This window comes from Neobacillus sp. Soil_C_43 (assembly GCF_057656715.1).
Genome location: NZ_JBDGJV010000001.1, coordinates 557,525 through 574,707 on the forward strand (window position 1 = coordinate 557,525; position 17,183 = coordinate 574,707).

The 17,183-nt window shown below is 38.7% G+C and carries 15 protein-coding genes; 1 reads left to right on the top strand and 14 read right to left on the bottom strand.

Annotated elements, in window-relative coordinates; translation table 11 throughout:
- Positions 1-9: 9 nt before the first annotated feature.
- The 13 genes from deoC to gpr form a co-directional block, all read right to left on the bottom strand.
- Entirely contained in the window at positions 10-684 is a 675-nt protein-coding gene (gene deoC, locus AC3A54_RS02980) for a deoxyribose-phosphate aldolase (protein ID WP_487653275.1), read from the bottom strand.
- A 123-nt stretch (positions 685-807) separates the two neighbouring features.
- Positions 808-2,181 (bottom strand): tRNA (N(6)-L-threonylcarbamoyladenosine(37)-C(2))-methylthiotransferase MtaB, encoded by a 1,374-nt coding sequence (mtaB, locus tag AC3A54_RS02985; protein ID WP_335544018.1) that lies wholly within the window; start codon positions 2,179-2,181, stop codon positions 808-810.
- A 7-nt stretch (positions 2,182-2,188) separates the two neighbouring features.
- The gene (locus AC3A54_RS02990; RefSeq protein ID WP_487653276.1) at positions 2,189-2,938 is read right to left on the bottom strand and encodes a 16S rRNA (uracil(1498)-N(3))-methyltransferase; all 750 of its coding nucleotides are present in this window, start codon (positions 2,936-2,938) and stop codon (positions 2,189-2,191) included.
- 107 nt (positions 2,939-3,045) lie between these two features.
- Positions 3,046-3,987 carry a 50S ribosomal protein L11 methyltransferase gene (prmA, locus tag AC3A54_RS02995; protein ID WP_487653277.1) on the bottom strand — a complete coding sequence of 314 codons (942 nt, stop codon included), beginning with the start codon at positions 3,985-3,987 and terminating at the stop codon, positions 3,046-3,048.
- An 18-nt stretch (positions 3,988-4,005) separates the two neighbouring features.
- The gene (gene dnaJ / locus AC3A54_RS03000; protein WP_335529576.1) at positions 4,006-5,136 is read right to left on the bottom strand and encodes a molecular chaperone DnaJ; all 1,131 of its coding nucleotides are present in this window, start codon (positions 5,134-5,136) and stop codon (positions 4,006-4,008) included.
- Positions 5,137-5,281: 145 nt separating this feature from the next.
- A complete protein-coding gene (gene dnaK, locus AC3A54_RS03005) occupies positions 5,282-7,108 on the bottom strand; it encodes a molecular chaperone DnaK (RefSeq protein ID WP_308083118.1) in 1,827 nt (608 codons plus the stop codon).
- A gap of 34 nt (positions 7,109-7,142) precedes the next feature.
- On the bottom strand, positions 7,143-7,733 hold the full coding sequence (gene grpE / locus AC3A54_RS03010) for a nucleotide exchange factor GrpE (protein WP_335544020.1): 591 nt from the start codon (positions 7,731-7,733) through the stop codon (positions 7,143-7,145).
- Between the two features lie 103 nt (positions 7,734-7,836).
- Entirely contained in the window at positions 7,837-8,868 is a 1,032-nt protein-coding gene (hrcA, locus tag AC3A54_RS03015) for a heat-inducible transcriptional repressor HrcA (RefSeq protein ID WP_487653484.1), read from the bottom strand.
- Positions 8,869-8,983: 115 nt separating this feature from the next.
- Entirely contained in the window at positions 8,984-10,123 is a 1,140-nt protein-coding gene (hemW, locus tag AC3A54_RS03020) for a radical SAM family heme chaperone HemW (RefSeq protein ID WP_487653278.1), read from the bottom strand.
- Positions 10,124-10,201: 78 nt separating this feature from the next.
- Complete coding sequence (gene lepA / locus AC3A54_RS03025) at positions 10,202-12,037, bottom strand: translation elongation factor 4 (RefSeq protein WP_308083115.1); 1,836 nt, start codon at positions 12,035-12,037, stop codon at positions 10,202-10,204.
- A 114-nt stretch (positions 12,038-12,151) separates the two neighbouring features.
- Positions 12,152-12,478, bottom strand: a complete 327-nt coding sequence (locus tag AC3A54_RS03030; RefSeq protein ID WP_335544023.1) for a YqxA family protein — start codon at positions 12,476-12,478, stop codon at positions 12,152-12,154.
- 18 nt (positions 12,479-12,496) lie between these two features.
- A complete protein-coding gene (gene spoIIP, locus AC3A54_RS03035) occupies positions 12,497-13,702 on the bottom strand; it encodes a stage II sporulation protein P (RefSeq protein WP_487653279.1) in 1,206 nt (401 codons plus the stop codon).
- Between the two features lie 129 nt (positions 13,703-13,831).
- On the bottom strand, positions 13,832-14,956 hold the full coding sequence (gene gpr / locus AC3A54_RS03040) for a GPR endopeptidase (protein WP_308084122.1): 1,125 nt from the start codon (positions 14,954-14,956) through the stop codon (positions 13,832-13,834).
- 222 nt (positions 14,957-15,178) lie between these two features.
- Between gpr and rpsT the strand changes: the two genes are divergently transcribed.
- The gene (rpsT, locus tag AC3A54_RS03045; RefSeq protein ID WP_487653280.1) at positions 15,179-15,439 is read left to right on the top strand and encodes a 30S ribosomal protein S20; all 261 of its coding nucleotides are present in this window, start codon (positions 15,179-15,181) and stop codon (positions 15,437-15,439) included.
- A 576-nt stretch (positions 15,440-16,015) separates the two neighbouring features.
- On the opposite strand, the gene holA is transcribed toward rpsT, so the two are convergent.
- Positions 16,016-17,032 carry a DNA polymerase III subunit delta gene (gene holA / locus AC3A54_RS03050; RefSeq protein ID WP_335544025.1) on the bottom strand — a complete coding sequence of 339 codons (1,017 nt, stop codon included), beginning with the start codon at positions 17,030-17,032 and terminating at the stop codon, positions 16,016-16,018.
- Positions 17,033-17,183: the final 151 nt, after the last annotated feature.

Consider the following 17,183-nt stretch of genomic DNA (forward strand, 5'->3'; position numbering starts at 1 on the left):
CCGTCTTTTCTAGTATCCTGAGGTTACCGTGAGTCCCCTTATTATATCCACACTTGAACTTGCACCGATTCTTGTAGCACCTGCTTCAATCATTTTTTGCGCATCCTCTGTGCTTCTTACACCACCGGATGCCTTGACTCCAATCGTAGGTCCTACCGTTTTTCTCATAAGGGCAATGTCATCAAACGTGGCACCACCCGTTGAAAATCCTGTAGAAGTTTTAACATAATCTGCCCCCGCTTTAACTGATATCTCACAGGCGCGAATTTTTTCTTCCTTCGTTAGGAGACTTGTTTCAATAATCACTTTAGTAAGTGCTTTGCCTTTTGCTGCTTCGACAACGGCCCTGATATCACTTTCTACCAAGGTATCGTTTTGGTCCTTAAGTGCACCGATATTAATTACCATATCAACTTCATCTGCACCATTTTCAATCGCATTTATGGTTTCAAATGCCTTAGTTTCTGAAGTCGATGCCCCTAATGGAAATCCAATAACAGTACAGACTTTTACTCCACTGTTTTTTACTAATTCCTTCGAGGTTCGAACCCACACTGGATTCACACATACCGAAAAGAATTTATTTTCTATCGCCTCTTGGCACAATGTCTCTATTTGTTCTTTCGTCGCTTCTGGTTTTAGCAAAGTGTGATCTATCATTGCAGCAACATTCGTCGTAGCCATATGCTTTTATTCCCTCCGATTTCACTTCGAAATGAAAACACTCTTACGTGGTTCAGAAAGAAATTTTTTGCTGCTAAAGGTAGTATGCCCTACTTAAATTAAAAAAAGAACCCAAATGGGTCCTTAAATAGCAGCTTCTTCTTTAGTAAAAACTTCTTCTTTCACGAATGCCGTATCTTCAATTACTCGAACAAATTGTCCCTCATTGTACGGGTAACCCGCTTTAGTAAGTTTTACTTTTACAATTTTACCAACCATATCTTCAGTAGCAGGGAATACTACTTTTAAGTAATTATCGGTATAACCAACAAACATACCTGTCATTCCTTCTTCTTTGTATTCCTCTTCTGGAATGACCTCTAATACTTCGTTCTCAAATTGAGAAGCATATTCCTTAGCCAGCTGGTCAGAAAGAGAAATCAAACGGTGAACCCGCGCATTCTTCACTTCTTCATCTACTTGGTCTTCCATACGTGCGGCTGGTGTTCCTGTACGTTTAGAATAAGGGAATACGTGTAATTCTGAGAATTTATGATCTTTAATAAAATTAAATGTTTCCATAAATTCTTCTTCTGTTTCTCCAGGGAATCCAACAATTACATCTGAAGTAACAGCAAGCCCTGGAAGAACTTCTTTAAGTCGCTCCAGTCTTTCTCCAAAGAATTCCATCGTATATTTACGTCGCATTCTTTTTAAGACAGAATTAGAACCGGATTGCAATGGAATGTGTAAATGACGGACGACAATATTTGAATGTTTAATGACTTCAATCACTTCATCCGTAATCTGACTCGCTTCGATTGAAGAGATACGAAGACGCTCAATCCCTTTAACTTGAGCCTCTAAATCATGGAGCAGCATAGCAAGGTTATAATCCTTCATGTCTTCTCCGTAACCGCCAGTATGAATACCTGTCAACACGATTTCTTTATACCCAGCATCCACTAGCTGCTGCGCTTGACGAATTACTTCTTTTGGATCCCGTGATCTCATCAACCCTCTTGCCCAAGGAATAATACAGAAGGTACAGAAATTATTACAACCTTCTTGAATCTTTAATGATGCGCGTGTTCGATCAGTAAAAGAAGGAACATCTAGCTCTTCATACACACGATTCTTCATAATATTCCCGACACCATTAATAGGTTGTCGTTCAGCTTTATATTGCTCAATATATTCAAGCATTTTCACACGGTCTTGTGTACCTACAACAATATCAACACCTGGAATAGCCATGATTTCTGCAGGCGATGTTTGAGCATAACAACCTGTTACACAAATAACCGCATCAGGATTCTTTCTTACAGCACGACGAATCACCTGACGACTTTTCTTATCGCCTGTATTGGTTACTGTACATGTATTAATAATATAAACGTCGGAGATGGATTCAAATTCCACTCTTTCGTAGCCTTCTTGTTTAAACAACTGCCAAATTGCTTCAGTTTCATAATGGTTCACTTTACATCCAAGTGTATGAAACGCGACTGTTGCCATTGGAACCTCACCTCAATAATTCAAAATGATAGGAAATAGCCGCCATTGTATACAGTGGAGCAGTTTCCGTTCGTAAAATACGTGGGCCTAACCCGCAAAGTTTAAACCCATGTTCCTGTAATAACTTTACCTCTTCATCTGCTAAACCGCCTTCTGGTCCGAAAACGATAAGAAGGGACTCCCCTGGTTTCATTTGCTTCAAAGTAGAAGCAAAAACAGACGCCTCCCCTTTTCTACTTTCTTCTTCAAAGGCAGCCAATTTATATTGGTATTCCTTACTTTTTCCCAATAAAGCTTTAAATGTCATCGGGCTAATAATTTCTGGCATTACCGCACGATGGGATTGTTCCGCAGCTTCTTTGGCAATTTTCTGCCATCTATCTATTTTTTTCGCTGCTTTTTTTTCATCCCACTTCACTACTGAACGAGCAGCAGCAAAAGGGAGGAACTGATGTGCTCCTAATTCAGTACCTTTTTGAATAATCCATTCAAGCTTGTCCCCCTTGGGCAAGCCGCTAGCAATCGTAATTGTTATCGGTAGTTCAGGAGACTCTTCTTTCCATTGTACAACGTCTGCAACGACTCTTTCATCGGTAATTTCTGCAAGCCTGCAAATAGCCTGTTTCCCTTCAGGATCAACACAAATAATTTGATCGTCTATTTGCATGCGCATAACCTTTACAATATGATGACGATCTTCCTCATCAATTAAAAAACGATCATCATTTGCTCGTTGTTTAACAAAGTAACGTTGCACACAATGCACCCTCTCTAAAACATTTTACTCTTTATTTTACTAAAGAAGCGATTAATTTAAAAGACAGAAATAAAAAAAAGGGGAACAAACACCCCTTTTTTCCATCATTATACCCTCTTTGCAATAATCGCAACCCAGTCTTCCATTAAGATTGTTTCTAAAATTTCAAATCCTGAGTTCACTAATGCTTCTTTTACTTGGTCTTTTTTCTGCTTAATAATCCCTGATGTAATAAATGCACCACCCGGCTTAATCACACGGGCTGCGTCATCAGTAAACCGCAAAATAACTTCAGCTAAAATATTGGCAACAATAACATCTGCTGAACCTTCCTCAACATTGTCCAGCAGGTTATTTTGGGATATCTTAACTAAAGGGTGCACTTTATTAAGCTTAATATTAAGCCTTGCCTGCGTAACTGCTACTTCATCTAGATCGAAGGCCCTAATATCTTCTGCACCAAGCATGGCTGCTGCTATGCTCAATACACCGGATCCTGTCCCTACATCAATTACTCGGTCCCCAGACTTAACAGTTCGTTCTATAGCTTGAATACACATTACGGTCGTTGGATGTGTTCCTGTACCAAAGGCCATACCTGGATCCAATTCAATAATTAGTTCATCACTACTGACTGGAGTATATTCCTCCCATGTAGGAACGATCGTAAACTTTTCAGATATTTTTACAGGGTTATAATACTTCTTCCAAGCTGTTGCCCATTCTTCTTCATTCACTTCACTAATAGTTACTTTGTTTAAGCCGATATCAATATTATAAATAATTAAGTTATTGATTGATTCTTTTATGGCATCAACGGTTTCACCAAGGAAGCTGTTAACGGGTAAATAAGCTTTGACGATTACCCCTTCCTCCGGGTAATCATCGGGATTAAGTTGGTAGATTTCTCCGAATTGATCTTCCCGTTCTTTCGTCAACTCAAATGGATCCTCAATGACTACACCGCTCGCCCCAGCTTCATGCAAAATATGAGAAATAGGTTCAATCGCCTCATTTGTTGTGTGAATACTGATTTCAGACCATTTCACATCTACCAACTCCAATCCTTACTCGCTTTTAAATGCACGTTTTACTTTTGAGAAGAAGCTTTCTTCGTGTTCACCAATTGGTGAATTACCGCTAAGTTCTGCAAATTCTTTAAGAAGTTGCTTTTGTTTGTCTGATAGCTTAGTTGGGGTGATGATTTGCACGATAATGTACTGATCACCTACACCATAGCCACGGACATTTGGAACACCCTTACCCTTAAGACGGAATTTTTTACCTGTTTGTGTACCAGCTGGAACCTTCAGTTTAACTTTCCCGTGAAGAGTAGGTACTTCAATCTCATCTCCTAGAGATGCCTGAACAAAGGTGATTGGCATTTCACAGTAAATATCGTCGCCATCTCTTTCAAAAAACTCATGTGGACGGACATGGAATACTACATAAAGATCTCCAGCTGGTCCCCCATTCATTCCCGCTTCCCCTTGGCCAGATACTCGAAGTTGCTGACCATCATCAATACCAGCAGGAATTTTGACGTGAATTTTCTTACGTTTCTTTACCTTACCAGCACCACCGCAGGTTGAACATTTGTGTTTGATTTCTTTTCCGGTACCATTACAATAATGACATGTACGACGATTCACAATCCTGCCAAATGGAGTGTTTTGTTCCACATTTAATTGACCTGATCCATGGCAGTGATTACATGTTTCAGGATTAGTACCAGGTTTAGCACCTGAACCACTACATGTTTCGCATGTTTCTTCCCGAGGAATTTCAATATCGGTTTCTTTTCCAAATGCTGCTTCTTCAAAAGAAACTGTCATTGTATACTGGAGGTCAGCACCTTGTCTAGGTGCATTCGGGTCACGTCTTCTTGAGCCGCCGCCCCCTCCGAAGAAAGTATTAAAAATATCCTCAAACCCACCAAAGCCGCCACCAAAATCAGCTCCGCCACCGAATCCTTGATTCGGATCCGTATGACCGAATTGATCATAATGCGCCTTTTTTTGATCATCGCTTAATACTTCATATGCTTCCGCAATTTCCTTAAACTTATCTGCCGCATCAGGCTCTTTATTAATATCAGGATGATATTGTTTAGAGAGCTTACGATACGCTTTTTTTATCTCATCCTTTGAAGCACTCTTACTGACACCAAGCACTTCATAGTAATCCCGTTTACTCATGATTACCACTCCCGAATCTTTCACATAAAGATTATTCTATCACCCATAAGATGAAGATTGCAATAAAATACTTATGTTTATTACAGAGAAAAAGCCAAAGCCCATAGACTGACTTTGACTTTTCTCTTGTTAGTTAGCCAACAACTTATTTGTCATCTTTTACTTCTTCGAATTCCGCATCAACTACATCGTCTTTGCCCCCAGCATTACCTGCTTCTTGGCCTGCCTGTTGTTGAGCTTGTGCCGCTTGTTCATAAAGCTTAACTGTTAAAGCTTGAACGATTTCTTGAAGTGCATCCTTCTTCGAACGAATTTCATTAAGATCGTTTTTCTCAATCGCTTGCTTTAGTTCATCCTTAGCTTCGTTTGCTTTGGCAACTTCAGCAGCGTCTACCTTACCTTCAAGATCTTTAACTGTTTTTTCAGTTTGGAATACTAACTGATCTGCTTCATTACGCAGCTCCACTTCTTCTTTACGCTGCTTATCTGCTTCTGCGTTTTCTTCCGCTTCTCTAACCATTTTTTGGATTTCTTCATCAGAAAGTCCTGTAGATGATTTAATAGTAATTTGTTGTTCCTTATTTGTGCCAAGATCCTTCGCACGAACATTTACAATACCGTTTTTATCAATATCGAAAGTAACCTCGATTTGTGGAATGCCACGTGGTGCTGGTGGGATATCCGATAACTGGAAACGGCCAAGCGTTTTGTTGTTTGCTGCCATTGGGCGTTCCCCTTGAAGGACATGGATATCAACAGCTGTTTGGTTATCCGCAGCAGTCGAGAATACTTGTGATTTAGATGTTGGAATCGTTGTATTACGATCGATTAACTTAGTGAATACTCCACCCATTGTTTCAATACCTAGTGAAAGAGGAGTTACGTCAAGTAATACTACGTCTTTTACATCACCCGTAATGACTCCACCTTGAATAGCAGCACCCATCGCTACTACTTCATCTGGATTCACTCCACGATGAGGTTCTTGTCCTGTAGCCTTTTTAATCGCTTCTTGGACAGCTGGAATACGAGTTGAACCACCAACAAGGATTACCTTATCAATTTGTGAAGCAGTTAATCCTGCATCGCTTAACGCTTGACGAGTTGGACCCATTGTCCGTTCAACAAGAGGAGCGGATAATTCATCAAATTTCGCTCTTGACATTGTCACTTCAAGGTGAAGTGGACCAGCAGCGCCGGCTGTGATAAACGGTAAAGAAATTTGTGTGGATGTTACACCAGAAAGATCTTTTTTCGCTTTTTCAGCCGCATCTTTTAAACGCTGTAAAGCCATTTTATCTTGTGAAAGGTCAATGCCATTCTCTTTTTTGAACTGGTCAACAAGGTAATCAATAATGACTTGGTCAAAATCATCTCCACCAAGACGATTATCACCAGCAGTTGATTTTACTTCGAAAACACCGTCACCTAATTCAAGGATAGAAACGTCAAATGTACCGCCACCAAGGTCGTAAACTAAAATAGTTTGATCTTGGTCTGTCTTATCCAAACCATAGGCAAGTGCAGCTGCTGTAGGCTCATTGATAATACGCTCTACTTCTAAACCAGCAATTTTCCCAGCATCCTTTGTTGCTTGACGCTCCGCATCGTTAAAGTAAGCTGGTACTGTAATAACAGCCTTTGTCACAGGTTCGCCAAGATAATCTTCAGCATAAGATTTTAAATATTGAAGAATGATAGCTGAAAGTTCTTGTGGCGTATAATCCTTGCCTTCAATTCCAACTTTATAGTTCGTACCCATATGACGTTTAATGGACATGATCGTATTTGGGTTTGTGATGGCTTGACGCTTTGCTACTTCCCCAACCTGACGCTCGCCATTTTTAAATGCAATAACAGATGGAGTTGTGCGATTACCTTCTGGATTAGGAATAACTTTTGGCTCTCCGCCTTCAAGTACAGACACACAAGAGTTTGTTGTTCCAAGGTCGATACCAATAATTTTACTCATTGCCTTTTCCTCCTAAAAAAATAATATGTAGTCTTTATTGATTTACTTTTACCATGGATGGTCGAATCACTCGATCCTTTAGTAAATAACCTTTTTGAAATTCATCAGTAACAATGTTAGAACCAAAGTTTTCATTTTCCCCCTGCATTACTGCTTGGTGTTGATGCGGGTCAAATTCTTTACCCACTGCTTCGATTGGTTCCACACCTTCCTTTTTCAAGGCATCTACCAAACTTCGGTATACCATATCCATCCCTTGAAGTAATGCTTTTGTTTGTTCATTGTCTGCCTCAACCTGCATTGCTCTTTCAAAGTTGTCTAATGCAGGTAGTAAATCAGTAATAAGTTTTTGTGCTCTATATTTTTCGCTCGCTTCTAAATCTAATCTAGTGCGACGACGGAAATTATCAAAATCGGCTTGAAGACGTAAATAACGATTATCTGCTTCCTCTAACTTATCCTTAAGCACTTGGATTTGTTTTATATACTCCTCACCAGGGTCTACCGCCGTTTCATCTGAAATTTGCTCTTCATTTAAAACCGCTTGATCCTCGGTAAGTTCAACTTGGTCAGCACTCTCAATTTCTACTTCTTCATTTAATGAATTGGTTTTTTCATTTGTCAACTTACTCACCTCCCTTAAAGCATCTACTATTTATAGTCAAATTATTTCTCACAGAAAAGGGGTGAAACATAAGGAATTTCACCCTTACTCAATATTGCCAGTCCTACTTGGTTTGATACAATCTTGTCAAAACCGCCGTCAAGTCGTTACTTAACAATTGGAGCAGGCCAATGACACGTGAATATTCCATTCGGGTTGGACCCAGAATGGCAATCGTACCTAACTTTTCAACTCCAACAGAATAAGTAGCAGTAATCAAACTACAATTATCCATAGCACTGATATTATTTTCTGTTCCTATTTTGACATGAATCCCAGCTGAATCTTTTCGAATTAAATTGTAAATCCACTCTTCTTGGTCAATCATGGTTAGTAAAGTACGGATTTTACTTATATCATGAAATTCAGGCTGGCTTAACATATTTGTTTTTCCACCAAAGAAAAGTTTTTCAGTGACTGGCATTTTTAGTGAATCTGCTACTGTATGCAGCATCAAATCATAATTATGAATATGCTGTCTAAGCAGCATGGCAACTTCTTTGTAAATTTTGTCGTTCAAATCTTCTAGCGGAACACCAGCAAGACGGTCATTCAGAATATTTACTGTTTTTTCCAGATCACTCACATCAATAGAGGCAGGTAAGGAAAAGGTTCTGTTTTCAACATGACCTGTATCTGTAACAAAGATGGCTACCGCTGTTTCCTTATTCAAAGGAATAATCTGAATTCTTTTCAGCTTATTGATACTAGTAGCCGGTCCAAGCACAATTGATGTGTAATTGGTTAATTCAGAAAGTATTTTTGCAGACCTTTGAATAATTTTCTCAAACTCATAAATTTTTTCGGCAAAAATCGATTGAATAATGGAAACATCCTGCTGATTTAATGCCTGCGGTGAGAGTAAATGATCAACATAATACCGATAACCTTTTTCAGACGGAACTCTTCCTGAGGAGGTATGAGTTTTTTCAATATACCCCAACTCTTCTAGGTCGGCCATTTCATTGCGAATCGTAGCTGAGCTAAAGGAAATATCCTCTTTTTTCGACAAGCTTCTTGAGCCGACTGGTTGAGCAGATCGAATAAAGTCATCAACAATAACCTGAAGAATCAACAATTGACGATCTGTTAGCAACATTCATCACCTCTGTTAGCACTCATAGTTACCGAGTGCTAATTATATTAATAAATTATCAAAAAAGGGGGGATGGTGTCAATTAAAAAGAAAGCCGATATTTGTGACAGATTGACTAGACCGCGCCCAAAAAGGCCTGGAAAACCTCATTTCCTAAAAAACGACCCGTTTTAGTTAAATATATATTATCGTTCTTCACTTCTATCCATTGCTTACTAATTAATTCAGTAATTTCCTTTTTAAATAACTGTAATGGGTCCTGATCGAATTTTTCAATAAAATGAGAAATGGAAACTCCTTCTGTTTTACGCAATCCAAGGAACATTTCTTCTTCCATTTGTTCTGCTTTTGTAACTTGATGATCATCCAAAACCGGAAGCAATCCGCTATTTACTTGGTCCATATATTTTTTTAATGGGCCTGAATTCGAGCGTCGAAACCCATTGACATAGCTATGTGCCCCAGCGCCAAACCCGTAATAATATTCGTTATTCCAATACGTCAGGTTATGTTTACTCTCAAAACCAGGCTTAGAAAAATTACTTATTTCATACTGACGGAATCCATGTTTTTCCATTTCATCCATTAATACCTCATACATTTTTGCTTCTATATCCTCCCCAGGGGTGGGGAGCTTCCCTTTTTTTAATAGATTATAAAAAACAGTCTTCGGTTCAATGATTAATGAATATGCAGAGTAATGATTGATATCGAGCGAAAAAGCTTGCGTTAATGATTCTTTAAAGTCATCGACTGTCTGCGAAGGCAGGCTGAAGATTAGATCAATGCTGATATTTTCAAAACCTACTCTTTTGGCACTCTCAATGGTTTGATAGACATCCTTAGCTTTATGGACACGACCGATTTTTTTTAAAAGTTCTTCGTTGAAGGTTTGAACGCCCAAGCTGATCCTGTCTACCCCAGCATTCTTTAATATTTGTAATTTTTCAATGGATAAATCACCCGGATTTGCTTCAAAAGTAAATTCAACAGCATTACTTGTAGGAAGGTTTTTATTTATGCTCTCACAAAATGTAAAAAGCTGTTGTTCATTTAATGAGGTAGGTGTTCCACCCCCAACAAAAATGGTGTCTAATTGATTGGTTGGATACTTTGCAAGAGTAATTTTCATTTCTTGATCAAGTGCTTTTAAATACTCCTCAACTGGCTGCCCTTTTAGAAAAACTTTATTAAAATCACAATAATGACAAATATGCTCACAAAAAGGGATATGAAGATAGGCAGCTTTTATCATTTTTAACACTTCCTTATGCTAGTAACAAAAAGAGGCTAGAATGCCTGCTACAGGCATGTCCTAACCTCCAATTAGTTATTATTTTTTTGTACTATTGTCATCCATCTTTAGTACAGCCATAAACGCTTCCTGCGGTACTTCAACAGACCCTACTTGTTTCATCCGTTTTTTACCTTCTTTTTGCTTTTCAAGTAATTTACGTTTACGGGAAATATCTCCCCCGTAACATTTCGCTAACACGTTTTTACGCATCGCCTTAATCGTAGAGCGAGCAACAATTTTTTGACCGATGGCGGCCTGTATAGGAACTTCAAATTGTTGTCTTGGAATCAATTCCTTCAGCTTTTCAACAATAATCTTACCACGATCATAAGCAAAGTCTTTATGAACAATAAAACTTAATGCATCGACTTGTTCTGCATTTAGTAATATATCCATTTTAACCAGGCTAGATGGTTTGTAACCAATCAACTCATAGTCAAAAGAAGCGTAGCCCCTTGTGCTGGATTTCAACTGATCGAAGAAATCATAGACAATTTCCGCTAATGGAATTTCATAAACGATACTAACCCGGTTCTCGCCCTGGTATTGCATATCAATAAAATTCCCGCGCTTTAACTGACAAAGTTCCATGATAGCACCAACATAATCATTTGGAGCCATCATTGTCGCTTTAACATACGGCTCTTCTACGCGGTCAATTTTCTGTGGTTCAGGCATGTTAGCAGGGTTGTCTACATTTACTTTTGTACCATCTGTCATGTAGACATGGTAGATAACACTTGGTGCAGTTGTAATTAAATCAATTTTGAATTCACGTTCAATTCTTTCTTGAATGATTTCCATATGAAGAAGTCCAAGGAATCCACAACGGAAACCGAAACCAAGCGCTTGTGACGTTTCTGGTTCAAATTGAAGAGCAGAATCATTCAATTGAAGCTTTTCAAGGGCTTCACGCAGATCATTAAACTTAGCTGTATCAATCGGATAAAGTCCGCAATATACCATCGGGTTTAATTTCCGGTAACCAGGAAGCGCTTCAGTCGTTCCGTTTTTCGCATTTGTAATGGTATCACCAACACGAGTGTCACCGACATTTTTAATAGATGCAGTTAAGAAGCCAACATCTCCAACTGTTAATTCGTTAAGTTGTGTAGCTTTTGGAGTGAAAACTCCCACTTCGTTAACTTCAAATTCTTTTCCTGTTGCCATCATTTTAATCTTGTCGCCGACTTTTACAGACCCTTCTACTACACGAACATAGGCAACAACGCCACGATATGCATCATATAACGAGTCAAAAATCAGGGCTTTTAATGGCGCTTCCGGGTCTCCTGTTGGAGCTGGAACTGTTTTCACGACCTGTTCAAGAATATCTTCAATGCCGATTCCAGCTTTAGCTGAAGCTAAAACGGCCTCAGATGCATCTAAGCCGATAACCTCTTCGATTTCATTCCGAACTCTCTCTGGCTCGGCACTTGGTAAGTCAATTTTATTAATAACAGGTAAAATTTCAAGGTCGTTATCCAAGGCAAGATATACGTTTGCTAGTGTCTGTGCTTCAATTCCTTGTGCTGCGTCGACGACTAATATAGCCCCTTCACAAGCAGCAAGACTCCTTGATACCTCGTACGTAAAATCAACATGCCCTGGTGTATCAATTAAATGGAAAATATATTCTTCTCCATCTTTCGCTTTATATTTTAACTGTACAGCATTTAACTTGATGGTAATCCCGCGTTCCCTTTCAAGATCCATGGAATCCAAAAGCTGGTCTTTCATCTCACGCGATGTTAATGCATTTGTTTTTTCCAAAATACGATCAGCCAATGTTGATTTTCCATGGTCGATATGAGCGATAATGGAAAAATTTCTGATCTTTGATTGTCGTTTGAGTTTTTCTTCTCTGTTCATGGTCTTTCACTCCTACTATACTCGCACATGTACACTATTTTTGATTATATCAGTAGAGCATTCGAGATTCAATTAAATTCGAAAAGCGGCACCTTCTTAGGCACCGCTTTAGCTTTATTTCGTTATTTTTTGAATCAGATTTTCAGAGGCATTTGATATCCCATCAGACATTTTTTTCCCCATTGAGGAAAAGAAGTTATAGGCGCTAATCTCCTCAAGCTTCTTCTTCTTTGCTTCAATATCATGACTGGAAATATCATTACCCAATATGGAGGCACTTATGTGATTATCGGTTTCATTTAAACTAACAGCCTGATGAAAGTTTGGATCGTCGTACCCTTTCATTTTATGAATTCCGTTATTGGCTAATTGCATGCCTGTTAAAACAGAGATTAGCATGAGAGCGGCAATACCAACGCTTTTAAGCATAAATAACTTCATACAACTGCTCCCTTTCACTTATTGTTTATCAGTTGACTGCTTAACATCCTGATTCACCTTTTCTGCCTGCCAGTAGTACTCACTAAATACTTCAGCAAGAGCATCCGCAGAACGGTTTAACTCTTCAAACGTATTATCTACCCCGCCAAACTCAATTAGAATGGCATTGGATGATAGGTTTTGGTTATAGATACTATTTGATCCAGCTTCATTTTTAACCATAACGCCTCTGCTTAATCCCTTATATTTTTTCTGTAAAAGATTGTGCAGTTCTGTTGCTAGCTTTGCATTTTTCTCATAATTGGGGTTTTTACCTCCAATAATAAACGCAAGCTTAGCATACGGTTTTCCATTAATCGATACTGTTGTTTTGTCCTTCCGTTGTGAATCTCGATGAATATCAATAAAATACTGCAAATCTTTATTAGAGGCCATGGCTGTTTGGACAACTGATCGTGATTCTTCATAAGATCTTGGAAATTTCCAACCTTTTTTATTTAAGTTTGCTTGGATATCTGTTTTATCAATAAAACTTCCGATTCCTCTATCCTTAAGACTCGTCCTAAGCTGGTCACCAATCTTTGTGACATTAATTTGAGAATGATAAGCCAGATTTGGATTGGTTACACCCTTCAGATATGGTAAATAGGATTCCCGATTATGCGAGAAGTAAACATAGACGACTTGTCGATCTCCCGTCGTTTGCCCTGGCGTTGTAGAAGGATTCTCGTTTGTTGGCTTATCTAATCCTTCAAGATTTTGTAATGCCGCTTCCCGTTCTGCCTTCATAATCTCAATGGGCGGTGCTGATTCAATTGGCATATTGGTATAATTAGTGCCCTCTCCTGCCACAAGAATTTTTCCATCAAATTGATAGAATCCTGGGAGTTCTCTTCCAAGAAGACTTCGTGGGTCATTCAAATTAATATTACTAGATAGTTTAAAAACCAAATTGGTAAGCGTAGGTGTTGCAGCCCCATTATTTTCCACCTTTAGAAAATGGTGATTTTCCCAGCCCATCAGTTGGTAGAGGAGTTCTCCATTCACATTTGTGGCAGCTTGGTTTACAGAAGATGACATCAGCCTATATTGTGGCTTGAGTGACGTTAAAAGGCCGCTTATAGAAAAAATCAATATGATAAAGAGTAACAGAGCAGCGATTATTTTAAATAAGCTTGTCCCTTGGACGATAAAAAACGTTCCAGATGTTCTAGCATTTTTCATAGTTCCACCCCGCTTAAACGATTCTAGTAAATCTTATGACAATACTAGAATTGGTAGAACCATAAATAACAGCTAAAGCTGTTCTAAAAAGGGGCTAATGGTTAAAAACCAAGCCCCCCTAAGAAAATTTTATTTTGTATAATATCCGGCGTTTTCCTGATCAACAGCCGTGTGAAGCGATGAGTTTAAGCCATTTGCAATGAGGTTCGCCATATCCTCAATGAAAACATCAACTTCCTTTGGAGTAACCATTAAGTTATGGCCAATTGGTGCAAGTACCTCATAAATCAACTTTCTTTTCTCATCATCTGGCAGGGTGCCAACAATTCCGAGAAAGGTTTTCCGATGTTTTTCTTCAGGTAAATCTTCCTCGGTTAACTTTCTCTTTTCACCAAAACTCATACCTGCTGGTGCCAGCGCTCTTGAAGGGCGATTGCCCTCCTTCAATTCTTTACCAAAGTGTTTCAGGATAAAATCAATCGTATCACTAGTAATGGAAACTGCGTCCACCACCGTTGGAACTCCAATAGCTATAACAGGAATCCCTAACGTTTCTTTGCTAAGTTCTTTTCTTTTATTACCGACACCTGAACCAGGGTGAATACCTGTATCAGAGATTTGGATAGTTGAATTAACCCTTTCGATTGACCTAGATGCTAGGGCGTCGATAGCGATTACAAAGTCCGGTTTTGTATTTTCTACTACACCGAAAATAATATCACTTGTTTCAATCCCTGTTAGTCCCATCACTCCAGGAGCCAAGGCACTTACAGATCGATACCCTTCCTCCACATTTTCAGGTTGAAGCTGAAAGAGATGTCTTGTAATTAAAAGGTTTTCACAAACCATTGGCCCTAATGCATCAGGAGTTACATTCCAATTTCCCAGTCCAACAACAAGGCACGAGTCCGTTTTCTTAATTCCAGACCCTTCTAGAAAATGAGCAAATTCCCTAGCAAATATTTCCTCTACCTTGTGCTGTGTGTCTGTGTTTTGCTGACGGATTCCTTGCACCTCTACCGTTAAATATCTTCCTGCTTTTTTCCCGAGCTGCTGCTCTCCTTGTTTAGTTACCTCAACCAAAGAAATTTTTATATCGTCAACATCTTTTTCCTTAATTATTACTCCCTCAATTTGTGAAAGGTCTTCCTCTTGCTCGACAGTCCCCTTTCTACCAGCGATCACCATTTCCCTTGCTTCAATGGCCAGGTCAGTTCTAACCGAGTATTGACTTAAGTCGATTGATTCACTCATACTCATTCATATTTCACTCCTAACATGTTCTCCATAAAATAGAAACTATTCCCTATTTTTGCCCTCTTCACTTCAAAACATGCAAGTTAAATAATTATCACTTTTCATTTGTGTATTGCAATATAGGCCATCGTTTGATAAAATACTTCTTGTTCTGAATTATTATTGATGAATGTAAAGTCGAGTTCATATAGTCTCGATTCTTTGTAGGAGGTGAATGTAATGCCTAACATTAAATCTGCTATTAAGCGTGTTAAAACAACTGAAGCTCGTAATGCTCAAAATACAACTGCTAAATCTGCAATGCGTACGGCTGTTAAAAAAGTAGAAGCTGCTGTTTCAACTAACAACGCTGCTGCTGCAAAAGAAGCATTAGTAAGTGCTGCTAGTAAATTAGACAAGGCTGCTGCAAAAGGTCTTATCCACAAAAATGCTGCTGCTCGTAAAAAATCACGTCTAATGAAAAAATCAAACGCTCTATAATATAGAGCGCAATAAAAAAACGATTCCGCTCAGGAATCGTTTTTTTATGTTTTGCTGTTTTCGCAAAGATTGTTGTTATTTATACTTATGTTTTCCATTGAGGTCGCACTTCTTTTGACAAGGTTTCGCTGTTTTTACTAAATCCGTTAGAATTCACCTTACCTTCTGACAATATTTCGCTGGCGCTTTCTGCAACACGGTCCAAAGTTGCCTGGCCTTTTGACAGTGTTTCGCTGTTTTCTGCCAACTCTGTCCAAAGTTGCCTTATCTTTTGACAGTGTCTCGCTGTTTTCAACCATCATAGTCCGAAGTTGCCTCGCCTTTTGACAGTGTTTCGCTGTTTTCTGCCAACTCTGTCCAAAGTTGCCTTATCTTTTGACAGTGTCTCGCTGTTTTCAACCATCATAGTCCGAAGTTGCCTCGCCTTTTGACAGTGTTTCGCTGTTTTCTGAAACTCTGTCCGAAGTTGCCTTACCTTCTGACAATGTTTCGCTTTTTTCCGCCATCTCTGTCCGGAGTTACTTTAGAATCAGAAACAAAAAAGTACAAAGAGTAACAAAGTTTACGAAAAGAGCTTTATTTTTTTAAACGGAATAATAACATCTCAATAAGCAAGGATTTGTTCATACCGCCGGTTTTCATTTGATAGTCTGCCTCAGCAAGCCATTCCATAAGTTTAGCTAATTCTTCATCTGTAAATTTATTTGCCTGTCCACTTGCTAATTTGACACGGAACGGGTGGGTTTTTAAGTAACCAGCAATTTGCTGTTGACCATACCCTCTTCTAGAGAGTTCCTTTACTTGATAAATTAAGCGAAATTGCCCGGCTAGTAAGGCAAGGATTTTAATTGGCTCCTCATTTTGCTTTAGCAAATCATAATAAATCCGTAGTGCCTCATCCAATTTTCGTTGAACCACTTTCTCAATTAAGGTAAAAATATTCTGTTCAAGAGATCGGGCCACTAATTTTTCAACTAAATCCACATCAATTCTTTTATGGTCTGCCGCATACAAAGCCAACTTATCCACTTCTGTGGTTAGCATAAACATATTTGTTCCAACTAAGGCCAGTAATTGATCAACAGCATTCGCCTCTATTTCAATTCCATTTCCTGCCGCACGATCCTTCACCCAGTTTTTCAACTCATGTTCATTTAACTTTTTAGCTTCTACTAGTTCTGCGTTTCTCTTCAGTTCTTTTGTGATTTTTTTTCGCTCATCTAATTTTTCATATGGCGCTGAAAGAACCATCACCGTATACGGAGCTGGTTCTTTCAAATAGGCTTCAAGTTTAGTTAAATCGTGTTCAACCTTTTCCTTCGTTTTCTCCGCAGTTAAAAATACGGGATTATGTAAAAAAACAACTTTTTTTTCACCTAGAAAAGGAAACGTTTCTGCATCCTCCAATGCCACATCAATGGGAGTCTCCTCTAAGTCATATGCAGAAAAATTAAAGTCCTTCTCTTCTTCGTCTAATATATGGTTAAGAAGTAGTTGCTTCGTTTCATTGATTAAATATGCCTCTGTTCCATATAATAAATAGATAGGAGCAATTTCTTTTTTTTTGATTCTCCTCCAAATATCCAATACCATTGTCCAGCGCTCCCCTTCATTTCACTTACATCTTATCGTAATGAAGCTTGGACGATTTGACAAGTACTTAAAGGGAATTAGCACTTAACTAATAAGTGCCAATTCCCGATCTATAATGAACGCCTGCAATATTCAGCCCTAGGATCTGTAA